Genomic DNA, 15,079 nt, shown 5'->3' on the forward strand with positions numbered 1-15,079 from the left:
TGTCCCGGGCCGTGCGTAATTGTGCCAGTCAATTCTTTTCAGGGGGATAAACCGCCTCCGTCAGGCCCTGGGAGGAGCCTGGCGGTCAGCGCTCATAGGGGGTGATGGCTACCTTGACGCAGCCGTCCAGGTGGTGCTCAAAGATGTCATACCCATGCATAATATCGTTGAGGGGCATGGTGTGGGTGATGAGGGGGCGGCAGTTAATCTTTCCGCCCTCAATGAGCTTCATCAGGGTGTCGTTGTGGGAGGCGTCCACGCCGCCGGTCTTGAAGGTCAGGTTCTTGCCGTACATCAGGTGGAGGGGCAGGCTCTGGGCCTCCTCGTACATGGCGATGAGGGAGACGATGCCGTTGGGGCGGGCCACCTTCCACGCGGTCTCAAAGGTATCCTTGCCGCCCGCCACTTCGATAACGGAGTCGGCGCCCCGGCCGTCGGTAAGCCCCTTTACGACAGCGTCCAGATCCTCCTTGCCGGGATTGACCGTCACGTCGCACCAGCCGTGCCGCTTGGCGAATTCCAGGCGCTCGTCGATGACATCCACCGCCACGATGAAGGCGGGGCCGAAGAGTCGGGCGCACATCATGGTGGTACAGCCCACCGGACCGGCGCCCAGCACCACCACCACGTCGCCCGGCTTGATCTCCGCCAGCTCCGCGCCGAAGTAGCCGCTGGGCAGGATACAGGAGATCATAATGACGTCCTCGTATTCCAGACTGTCAGGAATGACGGTCAGGCCGTTGTCCGCATAGGGGACCCGGACATATTCGGTCTGGCAGCCGTCGATGCGGCAGCCCAGCTCCCAGCCGCCGGTCACGCAGTTGTTGACAAAGCCGCGCTTGCAGAAGTAACACTCGCCGCAGAAGGTCTCCACATTGGCGGCCACCCGCTGGCCGGGCTTGATCTTCTTGACCGCGTCGCCTACGGCGACAACCTCGCCGGCAAACTCATGGCCGAGGATCACATTCTCCCGCGCCCGTGGGACGGCGCCGTTACGGATGTGGAAGTCGCTGGTGCAGATGCTGGACATGCCCACTTTGACAATGGCATCCCTGGGGTCCAAAATGGTGGGGATATCCCGCTCTTCAAAGCGGAGGTCGCCTTTTCCATGGTAAACTACGCCCATCATTTTTCCACTCATCATGCATACTCCTTTTTTAATGGTCGGTTTCCGATACACAAATGCCAAGTGATTTGACTACTCTGCGACGGGTTCCCGAACGGTCCCGGCCCACTGGTCCACTATGGGACCCAGCTTGGTGATAATGGGCGCCATTACGGGGCCGACGCCCACCATGCCGAGAATCGTGCCAAAGAACACAGTGCCGCCCATAATGAAGCCGCCCACGACCATGACCGCATCAAAGATGATGCGCTCCCACTTCAGGGGGATCTTGGTCATTTTCGCCATGGTCTGGTTGAATGCGTCCGAGGGACCGCAGCCCAGCTCGGCGGACTGATAGAGGCCAAGGCCCACGCCCAGCGCAAGGGTGCCCAGGACCAGAACGATGATCTTAATGGGAAGGCCCGGGGCATCCCCCATGAGTGCGGTGAGCATACTGATGAAGATATTGCTGAAGGTGCCCAGCGTAAACGTATACAGGACGGTGCCGATGTTGATCATTTTGCGGTTCAGAATCAGGATAATAACAAAGAAGATGATGTTAAAGATGTTCATGGCCATGCCGAAGTCCAAATTCAGCTGCACGCCCATGCCTTGCACAAACGCGGTGACCGGGTCGCTTCCAAGTGCCGCCATGACATAGGCCGCCGCGCCAAAGCCGGTGATGACAACGCCTACCATAATCACGATGCAGCGGACAAGGATGCTTCTCACTGTGTATTTACCTTTAACCAAAATAAGCCCTCCTTCTTTGCGCACTCATCCGTCTCATTCCTGCGCTATGGTCCAGAGCTTCCACAGGGACACCGTTCTCCTCCTCTCTGCTGTTTTCGTGGAACCACTCCGTGACGCCCTTATGCCTGAGAGGACGCTTTCTTCGCCTCCTTTTCTCTGTCCCGGTCCATTTCGTCGGACAGAATATTTAAGATCTCTTGCCCCGGAAGGATTTCTGCACAGTAATTGACCTGAAGCATATTCAATCCGCACTCATGCTCCACCTGGGTGGTGGAGTCCACACAGTCCCCTGCCACCAGAATCCGGTAGCCCCGCTGAAAGGCCTCGATGGCGGTCTGGGCCACGCAGACGTGAGTGCGCCAGCCGGTGAAAATAATGGTCTCTGTGCCAAGCTTTTTCAGGGTGGCCTGGAGCTTGGTGCCAATAAAGGCGTTGAAATAGTTCTTTTTGAGCACGTAATCCTCTGGAGCAGGGGAGAGCGCATCGATAATCTGCGCGCCCCAGGTGCCCTCCAGGCAGTGATCGGGCCAGATCTCCAGCTCCGGGTCGTTCCGGTGGTGGGAATCCCGGACGTAGATGACCGGAATGCCCATGGCCCTGGCCCGCTCCAGCATGGCGCGGAGGGGCTCGATAATATTGTAGATGCGGCGGCAGTACATGGAGCCGCCCTCCAGAAATTCGTTTTGCAGATCCGTGCTCACGATGGCGTAGCGGCTGCGGCGCTCCGCGTCCCTCACTTCGTCGTCGACGGCGCTCCGGCAGTTGTTCTCCCGCAGGACCCGGTCCAGCGTGTTCCGCACCCGCTCCAGCTGCTGGATCTGCTCTTCCACGTCAAAAAGCTGACGCTTCAGGTAACTGCGCAGGTCGGTGTCCGGGTTGTTGAGAATGGCGTCGATATCCTCCAGAGAGAACTTCTGCTCCCGGTAAAAGTGAATCTGGTGGAGCCGGGCCACATCCTCCTCTGAATAAAGCCGGTATCCGGCCGGCGAACGAGCCGCCGGCCGGATCAAACCGATTTTTTCGTAAAAACGGATTCCCTTGACGGTGAGGCCGGTGGCGTCCGCCGCTGCCTTGACGGTCAGCATTTCAGGTCCCTCCTCTGCCGCCGGGTATGGGCCGCCGGTGGGCGGCGGGATGGGTTACAGGCGGGCCAGAACGGCATCGCTGTCGGTGACGGCGCCGAAGTGGGTCTCAATGTCCCACAGGGAGGACTCCTGCTCACGGGGACCGGTGGCCCGGACGCAGTCTTTGGGGACGATCACCTGATAGCCCCGGAAGAAGGCGTCGTGGCAGGTGGAGCGGACGCAGATGTTGGTGACCACGCCGGTGACCACCACGGTCTTGCGGCCCAGCTCACGGAGCACCAGGTCCAGATCGGTCTGGTAGAAGCCGCTGAAGCGCCGCTTGGGGATCTGGTAGTCCTCGGGCTGGGGGGCCAGCTCGTCGATGACCTTGCCGCCCCAGGTGCCCTCGATGCAGTGGGGGGAGCGCTTGTCAAACTCCTTGTCGTACTTGCCGGCCCGGTGCCAGTCGTTGATGAAGATGATGGGCAGCTTCTTGGCCCGGAAGGCGGCGATGAGCCGCTGGGTGGGCTCCACGGTCTCCATGCCCTCGGGCAGCACCATGGCGCCGCCCTCCTTGCAGAAGTCGTTGACCATGTCCACGATGAGCAGGGCGGGGTCGGTCAGTTCGAAGTTGGAGCCGTCATCCACAAAATGTTCTGCAAAGCCTTTCATAAATCCAAAAACCTTCCTTTCGCATGTGGTTGAGGTGGAATTAAGCGCGCTTCTTCACGCCGCTGCCCATGACGGCGCCCAGAATCGCCTTGACGACAAAGGCGACGATGATGCCGTTGACGACGGGCATGCCGAAGGGGATGCGGGTGACAATAAAGCCCAGGACCCAGGAGATGAAGCCGGCAATATTGACGGTGGGCAGCTCAGCCTCTTCCGGATCGGGATAATTCTGCTTATAGGTCACCAGGAAGTCGGCCAGGAAGATGCCGCCCAGGGGAGGCACGGTGGCGGACAGGAAGTCGATGTAGGAGCCGAAGTAGTTGTAGAAGCCGATGATGGCGAAGATGATGCCGATAACGCCGAAGCCGATGACCAGCCAGGTGCGCTTGCACTTAGGTACCACACTGTTGAGGGTCATGGAGCCGGAGTACACGCAGCCCTGGGCGGTGGACCAGATGTTGAGCACCAGCACCAGGAAGGCGGGCGCCAGCAGGCCCTGCATGGACAGCATAATGGCCACGTCGGGGGTGCCGGTGACAACGGAGCCGATGGCGCCGGAGAGGAGCATGAAGGTGTTGCCCAGCATCAGGGTGATGATCATGACGATAACGGCGGTGCGGGCATTCTTGGAGAAGCGCATGATGTCGGGCGTGAACATGACGGCGCCAACCGCGTAGGAGCCGACGCCCAGACCCACTGCGTAGCTGAAGTCAATGGGCTTCTCGGGGACAATCGCGTTCATGCCGGCAACGCCGCCGGCATCGTTCACTGCGATGACCATGGAGATGACGCCGAAGATGATGATGAGAGGCACGGCGATGTTGCTCAGATAGGTCATCCACTTCATGCCGCGCATGGCGGTAAAGGTCATGCCGATGCCGCCCAGGATGGCGACGGGGATAATGGGAATGACCGGGAAGAGGGTATTGGTGGTCTGGCCGATGAGGTATGCGTCAATGGAGAACCAGCCGATGGTGGTGATGACCACGATGGCGACCGGCACATAGGTGCCCGCCTTGCCGAAGGAGTACTTGCTCAGCAGGCCGGTGCTCATGCCGGTCTTGGCCGAAATGACGCCCATGGCGCAGGCCAGAACCGCCAGGATGGCGCTGCTCAGGAGGGTGGCCAGCACCGTGTCGGTAAAGGTGAGGCCAACGCCCATATTGCCGCCCGCCTGCATGCTGGTAACCACGAACACGTAGCCAAGGGAGACGGTCAGAAGGCTCAGCCATGACTTCCGTGCCGACATGGGTACGCGCGCGTTGCTGTACTCGTCGCTGCTGTCAGCCGCGGTGGTCTCTGGGGTTTTCGCTGCGGTGTCTTCCTTTTTCACACAAACACATCCCTTTCTGGTTATAAAATAGACTGAACTCAGGCGCGTTCCACCGTCCGCCGCCGCCCGCCCTGACACACAACCGGGCCGGGAACCGGGCCGGATTCTCCCGGCCAGGCCAGCGGAGCAGCCCTCTGCTCAACTCAAACTATAAACCATCCCCTTAGGGGAATGTCAAGTGGAAATTGTGAAAAATGAATCTAAAATAGAGAAAACTTCTCTTGAATTACAGCACTTTGAACATAACACAGGCCACAAGAGTTTAAAATCACAAAAAGCGGCTTCTTATTGACGATTTTTTAACAAATATATCCCTCCAAAAAGGAAAAGCGCCCTGGCACTCCCCATTCCGGGGCGTGCCAGGGCAAAGATAAAGAGAGGGAGGCGGCCGTCAGGCGCCGTAGACAATGTTCACCGCATGGCGGCAGGCCGTAATTTCAGCCGCCTGGGGAGAGCCGCCGTACTCTCCGTCCAGGGTCCAGGGGGTCTCGTCGGCGCAGGTAATTTTCAGCCGGGAGGTGTGGAAGCCCAGCACCCCCGCCGCCTCGTCGGTGGTCTGCTTCATCAGGGCCGCGATAACCCCCTGGAGCTCCAGGGGCGTTCGCGGCGTGCGCACCATGATCGCTTCCAGCAGCCCGTCGTCCAGCGCCACGCTGTCGGCGGGCAGGCCCAGCATCCCCCCCACCGAGACGGTGTTGCTCACCATGCCGAAAATAAATTCATCCTCCAGCACGCCGCCGTCATACTCCACCCGGGCCTGGTATCCCTTCAGGTTGCCCAGCCGGGCGATGCCCTCCAGCACGTAGGCCAGGTGCCCGAACATGTTCTTCACCTGCTGGGGCGTGTCGTAGGCCACGTCGGTGAAGGCGCCGAAGGCGGCCACATAGACAAAGTAGCGGTCGTTGAACCGGCCGATGTCCACCGGGCGGGGGGAGCCCTCCGCCGCCGTGGCGGCCAGGGCGTCGTATCCCTTGGGCAGCTTCAGATTGCGTGAGAAGTCGTTGGTGGTGCCGGCGGGAATATAGCCCACCTCAGGGCGGCGTTCCAGCGCCATCAGACCGGTGACCACCTCGTGGAGCGTGCCGTCTCCACCGCAGCACACCACCCGGTCAAACGCACCGCCCAGCTGGGCGGCCGCGTAAGTGGCGTCCGACTTGCCCTGGGTGGGGCGGACCGTCACCAGCCAGCCCGCCTTGGTGAAGATGTCCAGCACGTCGGCCAGCTTGGCGCGGATCTGTCCCTTTCCGGCGTGGGGATTATAGATAAAGAGCAGCTTCTTCATAATTCCTCCGAGCAGATAAAACTTGGCCCTTCCTCCCGCCATTCGGGGGGAGGAGGAGCAAAAAGGTAGTAAAAGCTGCGGCGGTCCCTGGGGCCGCCGCATATTGGAGCGCTTCCAAAGTTGGCAGAGAGCAGAGCACGGGCGAGCAGAGCGCGGTTCCGGCGGAGCGAATGGGGCGAGATGCCACCTCCCTGCCGGAACCCTCGCCCGAGATTTAACAGCCCCATTATACCGTATCCTTTGGGAAATGCAATCAGGCTTTGCCCAGGACGGAAAAATTGTAAACCTCCGCTTGCCTTTTTCCCTAAAAAGAACTAAACTATTACTTTAACAAGCTGTTGTATGCAAGTAAGCAGAGGAGGCGTTCCCATGAACCGCAAGGCGCTGGCCGCCGCGTTTCCCGTCACCCTGCCGGTGCTGATGGGCTATCTGTCCATCGGCATCGCCTTTGGGCTGATGCTGGAGCGGGCGGGCTTCAACTTTATCTGGGCATTTTTCATGAGCCTGACCATCTATGCCGGGTCGGGCCAGTACCTGGCGGTGGAGCTGCTCTCCACCGCCGCCGGGCTGGGCACTGTGGCGGTGATGACCCTGCTCATCAATTTCCGCCACCTGGTGTACGGTCTGTCCATGCTGGAGAAGTTCCGGGGCATGGGCTGGCGGAAGTTCTATATGATCTTTTCCCTTACCGACGAGACCTATGCTCTGCTGGCCGGGGCCGCCGTACCCGTGGGCGTGAGCCCCAGGGACTTCTATTTTGCCGTGGCCATTCTGGATCACCTGTACTGGATTGCCGGGTCGGTGATCGGCGGCGTGGCCGGAGGCCTGCTGTCCCTTGACATCACCGGCATCGACTTCGCCATGACCGCCCTCTTTGTGGTCATTGCGGTGGACCAGTGGAAGGCGGCCAGGGAGCACCTGCCCGCCCTCCTGGGGGCGGGCTGCACCCTGCTCTTCCTCATTCTGGTGGGGGAGGAGCAGATGCTGCTCCCGGCGCTTGGCGCTATTGTGGCGGCGCTGCTGCTTCTCCGGCCCCGGCTGGAGAAGGAACAGGAGACCGCCGGAAAGGAGGCGGACGCATGACTCCCGCAATTCACGCTGTGCTGGCCATCGCGATCATGGCCGCAGTCACCTTTCTCACCCGGGCCCTGCCCTTCCTGCTCTTTGACCGGGGCGGCAATCCCCCAAAGCTGGTGCTTTACCTGGGCCGGGTGCTGCCCCCCGCCATCATCGCCATGCTCATTGTCTACTGCCTGCGTGCCCTGCGGAGCGCCAGCCTGTTTGTCCCCGCCGGATGGCTGCCCCAGATAATCGCCGTGGCGGCGGTGGTGGCGCTCCATCTGTGGAAACACAACAACCTGCTGTCTATCTTCGGGGGCACCATCCTTTATATGGTGCTGGTGCAGGCTGTATTCGTATAAAATCAAAGAACTGCCGCCGAAAATCCGGCGGCAGTTCTGTTCTTTCAGGACAGCAGGCTGGCAGCCACAGCCACCAGCGGCAGGGTGATGACCGACAGCAGGGTGGACAGGGTGACCATCTGGGCGGCGGAGCCGGCGTCCCGGCCGAACTGCTGGGCCAGGATGCTGCTGGTGCCCGCAGTGGGGGTTCCGGCCAGAATGACCATGGAGCAGTACACCAGGGGCGGCAGGTGGAAGGGCAGGAGCACCAGAGCGGTGACGGCGGGGATGGCTGCCAGCTTCAAAAGGGCGACGGCGTACAGGTCGGGCCGCCGGAAGGTGCTGCCCAGGCTGGTGCGGGCCATCTGGCCGCCGATGACCACCATGGCCAGGGGGGTGTTCAGGTCGGCGAGAAAGCCCACCGCGCTGCCCACCATGGAGGGCAGCCGCAGCCCGCTGAGAAAGAGCACCAGTCCCACGGCCAGGCCCACAGTGCCCGGGTTGAGCAGGGCCTGCCGGAGGGAGAGCCGTTTCCGCCCGCTCATGAGGATGACCCCGTGGGTCCACTGGGCGAGATTAAAGGTGACGGTGGCCACCACGGCGAAGATGGCGGTGCTGGGTCCCAGCACCGCCTGAAGCAGGGGGATGCCCATAAAGCCGTTGTTGGCGTATACGGTGCCGAACCGGAGCACCGCCCGGGTATCCTCCGGGCTGGAGCGGAACAGCAGGGGGAGGGGGGAACAGAATACCACATAGTATCCGGCGGTAAGGAGGAACATGAGCAGCATGTTCCTCATCAGGGCCTCGTCGGGCTCCACCTGCAGGGAGTCGATGATGACGCAGGGGATGACAACGTACAGCAGCAGGAAGGACAGCTGCCCCAGTGTGTCGGAGGAGAGGCGGCCCAGCTTGGAGAGGACAAAGCCCACCCCCATCAGCAGAAAGAGGGTGACCACCTGCCCCGCCACCACCATCAGATTATGGAAGATATCCCACATTTCAAGAACCTCGCATCTGTACAGGGATTTTCTGCCGGGAGAGAAAACGCAGTATTTTTATTATAGTCTGCCCGGAGTTGGGATGCAAGGGCCGGGGCCCGCCCTTTGGAGAGGCTCGGGACAGAGAAGAGCGGGCAGGGAAAAGTCCCCGCCCGCTCAAATCTGAGACAGACAGATGCGGTTAACCGGCGTTGCCGTTGCCGGCGTCGGCCTTGTCGGCGGTGAGGGTGATCACGCCGTCGGCCTGAGCGGCCTGGATGCCCAGCAGGCTGTTGACGGTGTCCAGGGAGACGTAGTAGTTGCCCTGGTACAGCCCGGCGGTCACGTCCACCGGCTTGCCGTCCACCAGGACGGTGATGGTGCCGGAGGTCTCAAAGGCGGGAACAGTGACGGCGGGCAGGGCCTCGGCGGCATAGGCGGCGCCGGTGGTGATGACCACCTGGCCGTCCACCCACTCCACGTTAAAGCCGGCGGTAGTGCCAGCGAAGGCGGTGGCCAGGTCGCGCAGGCGGTAGAAGCCGCCCCGCTCGGCGGCGGAGAACAGCTTGCCGTTGACCACCACGTTGTTGGCCTCGTTCAGGTTGATGCTCTTGTTGTAGGGGGTGGCCAGCTCGCCGGCGTTGATCTTCTCAATGTAGGCGGCCCGCTCCGGGTTGTCCAGCTGCAGGTCCACGCCGGTGATCTTCCAGTTGTTGTCCACCACGGGCTCCAGGGGGTCGTGCTCGGCCAGGTAGGCCACCAGCATGTCGCGCACGGAAGCGGAGGACTCCCACTCCTTCTCGCCGGAGATGATGCCCTCGTTCTTCAGGCCGGTGTAGCGGTAGTCGTTGACGCACAGGGTGAGGACCTGGTCGTCGGTGAGGGGCCGGCCCTGGAAGGTCACGTTCTCAATCCGCTGCCCGGCGGGCTTGGACAGATTGACCTCGTAGTTCAGGCCGATGAAGTGGTCGTGGAGATAGCCGGCCTTGTCGGGATTAAAGGAGATGTTGATGTCCCCGGGCTTCCACTGGTTCCAGCACTCGGCGGCCCACTCCATGTAGGCCTTCATCTCCGCGCCGGTGACCTTCACGGTGTAGAGCACATTGGGGTACTTATAGATGTCGAACATGTTGCCGTAGTTCAGATCGCCCTTCTTCAGGTCGCTGGTGTCCTTGAACAGGGCCACGGCGGTCACGTCGGCGCCGGAGTTCTCCAGCTGGACGGTGCCGATGAGGTCGATGACGGCGGTGTCCTGCAGGCGGCCCTCGGGCAGGCCGTTGATCTCGTTGACGGGCTGGAAGTCTGCGGCGGCATGGCCCAGCACGTTGTCCTGAATGAAGGACACGGTCTTTTCCTGGGCTTCCTTGATGGCGGCCACGTCCCGCAGGCCCTGGTCGGGCTCCACGTCCTTCATGGAGACGGTCTCCACGGTGGCGGAGGTGATCTCCTTGTCGGCGTTGAGGGTCAGGTCATAGCGGACCACCTCGCCGGCGTTGTTCTTGGCCTCGCCCACGGGGATGGTGTCGTTGTTGATGTAGGTCGTATGGGTGTGGCCCATCTGGAGCACGTCCACCTCGGGGCACTTGTCCAGAATGGTCTTGGCGGCGTCGGAGCCGTCGGTGGAGTACTCGGCCTCCAGGCCCGCGTGGGCGGAGACCATGATCACGTCGGCCTGGTCGCCGATCTCCTCGATGCACTCGGCCACGGCGTCGGCCATGGGCTCAAAGGTCAGCTGGTCCACGCCCTGCTTGGTGCCGTCCCACCGGGGGATGTTGGGGGTGTCCACGCCGATGATGGCCACGTTCACGCCGCCCCGCTCCACGATGGTGTAGCCCGCGCCGGTGAAGTAGCTGCCGTCGGCGTTCTTGATGTTGGCGGCCAGGACGGGCATGTCGGCCTGGTCGATGATGGACTTGAGCTTGTCCACGCCGAAGTTGAACTCATGGTTGCCCAGAGTCCAGGCGTCGTACTTCATATAGTTGAGCGCGGCGGGGACAGGGTGGTTGGCGGTGTCCTTGGAGTAGAGGTCGTCGGTCATGATGGTGCCCTGGATGGTGTCGCCCGCGTCCACCAGAATGGTGTTGGGGTTCTCTGCCCGGACCTGGTTGACGTAGGTGGAGATGCGGGCCAGGCCGTCCCCGGTGCTCTCCTTCATGTCCTCATAGGAGTAACCCCAGATGTTGCCGTGGGTGTCTGAGGTGCCGATGATGGTGATGTGGGTTTCTCCCGTGCCGGCGGCCAGTGCCGCGGGCACCAGGGAGGCCAGCATGGCTGCGGACAGCAGCCCGGCCAGCAGGGTACGGATACCGCTCCTTCGCTGTTTCATTTCTATCGCTCCTTCACTTCATTCTGTTTCAGGTCCAGCGGCCTGCTCGCCTTCATTGTAGACGCTTTACACAATTACCGCAATGGACATATGGGTGTTTCTGTGCGAAATTTACGGCGCATCCCCTGAAAGAGCACAGGGGACACGCCGTGCAAAAACGAGCTGGGCGTCAGGCCGCCGGAGCGGGCGCAGCGCTTTAAAATGGGCGGAACAGAGAAGAGAAAGGACGGGGAACGACCAGCATAGCTGGCGGAGGGCGCGAATACGCTTTCTGAATGTTCCCAAGCAGTTAATCCGGTGTGATCCAGTATTCTCCAATAAAAGTATCGGCTGCTGCGCCATCATTCTTCAAAGCCAAGTTCATTGGGTGCGAAGCGCACACCGTAAAGTAGATGTTTGAAAAAGAACAAAAGCTGATGCACGGAGGAGTGAGCCAGTAATATTGGTGATTGGAGGCTGAATAATATCCGAGCGTACCAGAACCGCCGCCCAAAGAACCACTTACATAGATACGACAGGGCCCGCTGCTTACGTCCAGGCTGGTTGTCCCTTTTGTATACTCCCCCGATGCCAGGGACCAGCTGGCTCCATACCTTGTTGCAGACAGCGGAAGGGGGCTGGACAGTTCGTTGGTCAGATACATGGTGATCGTGAGCGATCCGCTCTTATCAGCATATTCATAGGTGGTTTCATTTGTTTTTTGAGGTGTAAGATACACCTCATCGGCCTCTTCTGCAAGTATAACATCCTGACTTGTACCGGGATCCCATACTTTTTGTACCTCTGTATACCCGCCATTTCCTGTGGGATAGAGATAGCATTCCTTCATGCCGGGCGATGGAGTCTGGGGGCCTATGCCGGGATCCATGATTAAAGTATAATCCTCGTCCTCTTCTGTCTCCTGAACGGTATTGAGAGCAAGTGCCTGAACTGTTGCAGCAAGTATTAAAATGACACCCAGCGCCAACAAGGATATTCGTTTCCGTTTGGAGAGTTTCATATCTGCGCACCTCATTATAACGGAAATATCATTTTATTCTTTTGCCTACTACGATGCAGGGCAGCCCATTGGAATCACCTCTAAAAACATTCTCTTCATTATTAGTATAAAATAAATGGTTCTGCCCGTCAAATGTTTTTGTTTGTTTTAAACAAAACATATCTATATAATATTAAAAAATTTATGAATAAATGTTTGGGCTTTTTGCGCCGTTCTCGCCATTGACAGTGCAGCAAGAAAGCGGCTATACTAAAAATCCAGATGAAAGATAAGAAAGGAAGAATCGTTTTGTCCTCCAAGCGTCAAGGCAGGCGGGGCTATCTCCGCATTTTTGCCTCCTACTACCGCCCCCACTGGAAGCTCTTCGCCCTGGACATGGTGTGCGCCCTGTTCATCTGCATCGTGGACCTGGCCTTCCCCTACTTCTCCCGGCTGGCCATGAAGGACCTGCTGCCGGAGAAGCTGTTCGGGACCTTCTTTGCCGTTATGGCCGTGCTGGCGGCGGCCTATGTGCTCAAGGGCGTGTTCTACTACATTGTCACCTATTGGGGCCATCTGCTGGGCGTGCGGATGGAGGCGGATATCCGCCGGGATCTGTTCGCCCACATGCAGGACCTGTCCTTCTCCTTCTACGACAAAAACCGCACCGGCCAGCTCATGAGCCGGGTCACCGGCGACCTCTTTGAGATCACCGAGCTGGCCCACCACGGCCCTGAGGACCTGTTTATCTCCACCGTCACCCTGGTGGGCGCCTTCTGCATCATGCTCACCATCCGGTGGGAGCTGGCCCTCATCGTCTTCGCGGTGGTGCCCCTCTTCGCCCTGTTCACCATCTTCCAGCGCAAGCGGATGATGCGCTGCTCCACCGAGGTAAAGCAGCGCCTGGCGGGCATCAACGGGGAGGTGGAGTCCTCCATCTCCGGCATGCGCACCGCCAAGGCCTTTGCCAACGAGGCCGCCGAGAGCGCCAAGTTCGCCGCCGCCAACGACCAGTTCCGCAACGCCAAGCGGGGCTACTACAAGGCCATGGCCACCTACCAGTCCGGCCTGGAGCTGGCCATGGGCATGATGAGCGTGCTGGTCATCGCCTTCGGCGGCATGCTCATCATGCAGGGGAAGATGGACCTGGCCGACCTGACCGCCTTCTCCCTCTACGTCACCACCTTCATCACCCCCATCCGCAAGCTCTCCGCCTTTGTGGAGCAGTTCATGCAGGGCATGGCGGGCTTCAAGCGCTTTGTGGAGCTGATGGAGGTGGAGCCTGAGATTCAGGATGCCCCCAACGCCGCCGACCTGACCGGCGTGAAGGGGGACATTCTGGTGGACGACGTGACCTTCCGGTACGAGTCCTCCCCCGAGCCGGTGCTCTCCCATGTGACCCTCCACGTCCGCCCCGGCGAGACGGTGGCGGTGGTGGGCCCCTCCGGCGGCGGCAAATCCACCCTGTGCCAGCTCATCCCCCGGTTCTACGACGTGACCGAGGGCCGCATCCTGGTGGACGGCCACGACGTGCGCACCCTGAAGCAGCGCTCCCTGCGGGAGAACATCGGCATTGTCCAGCAGGATGTGTTCCTCTTCGCGGGCACCATCTACGACAACATCCGCTACGGACGCCCCGACGCCACTGACGCCGAGATTGTGGCGGCGGCCAGGCTGGCGGAGATTTACGACGACATCATGGACATGCCCGACGGCTTCCAGACCCAGGTGGGCGAGCGGGGCGTCATGCTGTCCGGCGGACAGAAGCAGCGGGTGTCCATCGCCCGCATCTTTCTGAAAAACCCGCCCATCCTCATCCTGGACGAGGCCACCTCCGCCCTGGACTCCGTCACCGAGGACCATATCCAGTCCGCCTTTGACGCCCTGGCGGAGGGCCGCACCACCCTGATCATCGCCCACCGGCTCTCCACCATCCGCTCCGCCTCCCGCATCATCGTCATCGACGGCGCGGGTATTCAGGAGGAGGGCACCCATGAGGAGCTGCTGGCCGCCGGCGGGGAGTACGCCCGGCTTTGGAACGCCCAGAAGGGCGGCCGGGATGGCTGAGTTTTCCACTGCGGAGGTGTATGCTGTGCAGAAAATCAAATCCATCGCGGCCCTGCTGCTGGCCCTGCTGCTGCTGGCCGGCTGCGGAGTCGAACCGGCCGCAGGCGGCTTTGCCGGCGTGGGGGGACGGCCCCGTGAACTCACCGAGGATGAGCGCGCCGGCGCCAGGGCCATGGTGGACGCCCAGCTGGGCCTGCTGTCCGGCCAGGTGACCGAGGAGGAGTATGCCGCCTGCCTGGACCTGATGGAGCAGCTCTGGCCCCTCCGGCAGGAGCGGCTGGAGGCGGACCGGTGGGAAAAATCCACCCGGGAGCAGCGGCTTGTGGATAAGCTCAACGACCTCTACGAGGAGTACACCATCCGCTACATCGGCGACGGCGGCACCTGGGGGTACGGTAATCCGGAGGAGCGGACCCTGGCCGCCTTTGACATCACCTCCGGCGGAGAGATTGTGCGCAGTCAGGCGCTGCCCGGCAAGGACACCGGAGACTATACTGAGGCGGATTACCAGGCCCTGTGGGACCAGATGACCGCCATGCTCCCGGCGGACGCCTGGGAGGACTTTACCCGCTTCATCGTGTTCACCGACGGGGAGTACGAGACCCTGGCCTACGTCCAGCAGGCGGATGATAAGGGAAAGAAGTGGGAGATCGCCGTGGACCCGGCGGACGCCGGGGACGGGCAGATGTTTGTGGAGACCGTGCTCCATGAGTACAGCCACTACCTGACCCTCAACGGCGGGCAGGTGAAGTACACTGCCCGGCAGACCGCCTCCACCTACAACGAGGAGGGGATGGTGACCCGGGACGGCTCCTATCTGGACGACTTCTACCAGCGGTTCTGGGCCGATTACCTGGATGACCGCCTCGCCGACATGGACACCTATAACTTCTTCCTCCGCCATGAGGACGACTTTGTCACCGACTACGCCTCCAGCAGTCCCTCGGAGGACATTGCCGAGAGCTTTACCTACTTTGTCCTCCAGGACGGGCCCCGGCCGGGGGATGCGGTGTGGGAGCAGAAGCTGAACTTCTTCTTCGACTACCCTGAGATGACCGCCCTCCGGCAGGAGATCCGCGCCTGCCTGGGCCTCTCCTGACAGAAAGAATCCCCTGCAAGCC

General features: G+C 61.0%; 13 protein-coding genes. 4 read left to right on the forward strand and 9 right to left on the reverse strand.

Annotated elements, in window-relative coordinates:
* Positions 1-85: 85 nt before the first annotated feature.
* The 6 genes from QZY67_RS04495 to QZY67_RS04520 all read right to left on the reverse strand — a co-directional run bounded on the left by QZY67_RS04495 (position 86) and on the right by QZY67_RS04520 (position 6,209).
* Positions 86-1,144 (reverse strand): alcohol dehydrogenase, encoded by a 1,059-nt coding sequence (locus QZY67_RS04495; RefSeq protein WP_366448936.1) that lies wholly within the window; start codon positions 1,142-1,144, stop codon positions 86-88.
* A gap of 54 nt (positions 1,145-1,198) precedes the next feature.
* A complete protein-coding gene (locus QZY67_RS04500; protein WP_295368748.1) occupies positions 1,199-1,858 on the reverse strand; it encodes a hypothetical protein in 660 nt (219 codons plus the stop codon).
* A gap of 119 nt (positions 1,859-1,977) precedes the next feature.
* Entirely contained in the window at positions 1,978-2,943 is a 966-nt protein-coding gene (locus tag QZY67_RS04505; protein ID WP_295368749.1) for an isochorismatase family protein, read from the reverse strand.
* Positions 2,944-2,997: 54 nt separating this feature from the next.
* Positions 2,998-3,594, reverse strand: coding sequence for an isochorismatase family cysteine hydrolase (locus tag QZY67_RS04510; RefSeq protein WP_295368750.1), 597 nt, complete (start codon positions 3,592-3,594; stop codon positions 2,998-3,000).
* A 40-nt stretch (positions 3,595-3,634) separates the two neighbouring features.
* A complete protein-coding gene (codB, locus tag QZY67_RS04515) occupies positions 3,635-4,927 on the reverse strand; it encodes a cytosine permease (RefSeq protein WP_295368751.1) in 1,293 nt (430 codons plus the stop codon).
* Positions 4,928-5,318: 391 nt separating this feature from the next.
* Positions 5,319-6,209, reverse strand: a complete 891-nt coding sequence (locus QZY67_RS04520) for a YegS/Rv2252/BmrU family lipid kinase (RefSeq protein WP_295368752.1) — start codon at positions 6,207-6,209, stop codon at positions 5,319-5,321.
* Positions 6,210-6,578: 369 nt separating this feature from the next.
* Here QZY67_RS04520 and QZY67_RS04525 point away from each other — a divergent pair, with 369 nt between their 5' ends.
* Complete coding sequence (locus QZY67_RS04525; RefSeq protein ID WP_295368753.1) at positions 6,579-7,292, forward strand: AzlC family ABC transporter permease; 714 nt, start codon at positions 6,579-6,581, stop codon at positions 7,290-7,292.
* A complete protein-coding gene (locus QZY67_RS04530; protein ID WP_295368754.1) occupies positions 7,289-7,630 on the forward strand; it encodes an AzlD domain-containing protein in 342 nt (113 codons plus the stop codon). Before QZY67_RS04525 ends, QZY67_RS04530 begins: the two co-directional genes overlap by 4 nt.
* Before the next feature lie 44 nt (positions 7,631-7,674).
* On the opposite strand, the gene QZY67_RS04535 is transcribed toward QZY67_RS04530, so the two are convergent.
* The 3 genes from QZY67_RS04535 to QZY67_RS04545 all read right to left on the reverse strand — a co-directional run bounded on the left by QZY67_RS04535 (position 7,675) and on the right by QZY67_RS04545 (position 11,912).
* Positions 7,675-8,607: an AEC family transporter gene (locus QZY67_RS04535; protein ID WP_295368755.1), complete on the reverse strand. Its 933-nt coding sequence runs from the start codon at positions 8,605-8,607 to the stop codon at positions 7,675-7,677.
* A 181-nt stretch (positions 8,608-8,788) separates the two neighbouring features.
* A complete protein-coding gene (locus tag QZY67_RS04540) occupies positions 8,789-10,912 on the reverse strand; it encodes a 5'-nucleotidase C-terminal domain-containing protein (RefSeq protein WP_295368756.1) in 2,124 nt (707 codons plus the stop codon).
* Between the two features lie 289 nt (positions 10,913-11,201).
* A complete protein-coding gene (locus tag QZY67_RS04545) occupies positions 11,202-11,912 on the reverse strand; it encodes a hypothetical protein (RefSeq protein ID WP_295368757.1) in 711 nt (236 codons plus the stop codon).
* Between the two features lie 261 nt (positions 11,913-12,173).
* Between QZY67_RS04545 and QZY67_RS04550 the strand changes: the two genes are divergently transcribed.
* Both QZY67_RS04550 and QZY67_RS04555 read left to right on the forward strand, forming a co-directional pair.
* Complete coding sequence (locus tag QZY67_RS04550; RefSeq protein ID WP_295368758.1) at positions 12,174-13,958, forward strand: ABC transporter ATP-binding protein; 1,785 nt, start codon at positions 12,174-12,176, stop codon at positions 13,956-13,958.
* 25 nt (positions 13,959-13,983) lie between these two features.
* On the forward strand, positions 13,984-15,057 hold the full coding sequence (locus QZY67_RS04555) for a hypothetical protein (protein WP_295368759.1): 1,074 nt from the start codon (positions 13,984-13,986) through the stop codon (positions 15,055-15,057).
* Positions 15,058-15,079: the final 22 nt, after the last annotated feature.

It is taken from the genome of uncultured Pseudoflavonifractor sp. (assembly GCA_904419835.1).
Lineage (GTDB): Bacteria > Bacillota > Clostridia > Oscillospirales > Oscillospiraceae > Pseudoflavonifractor.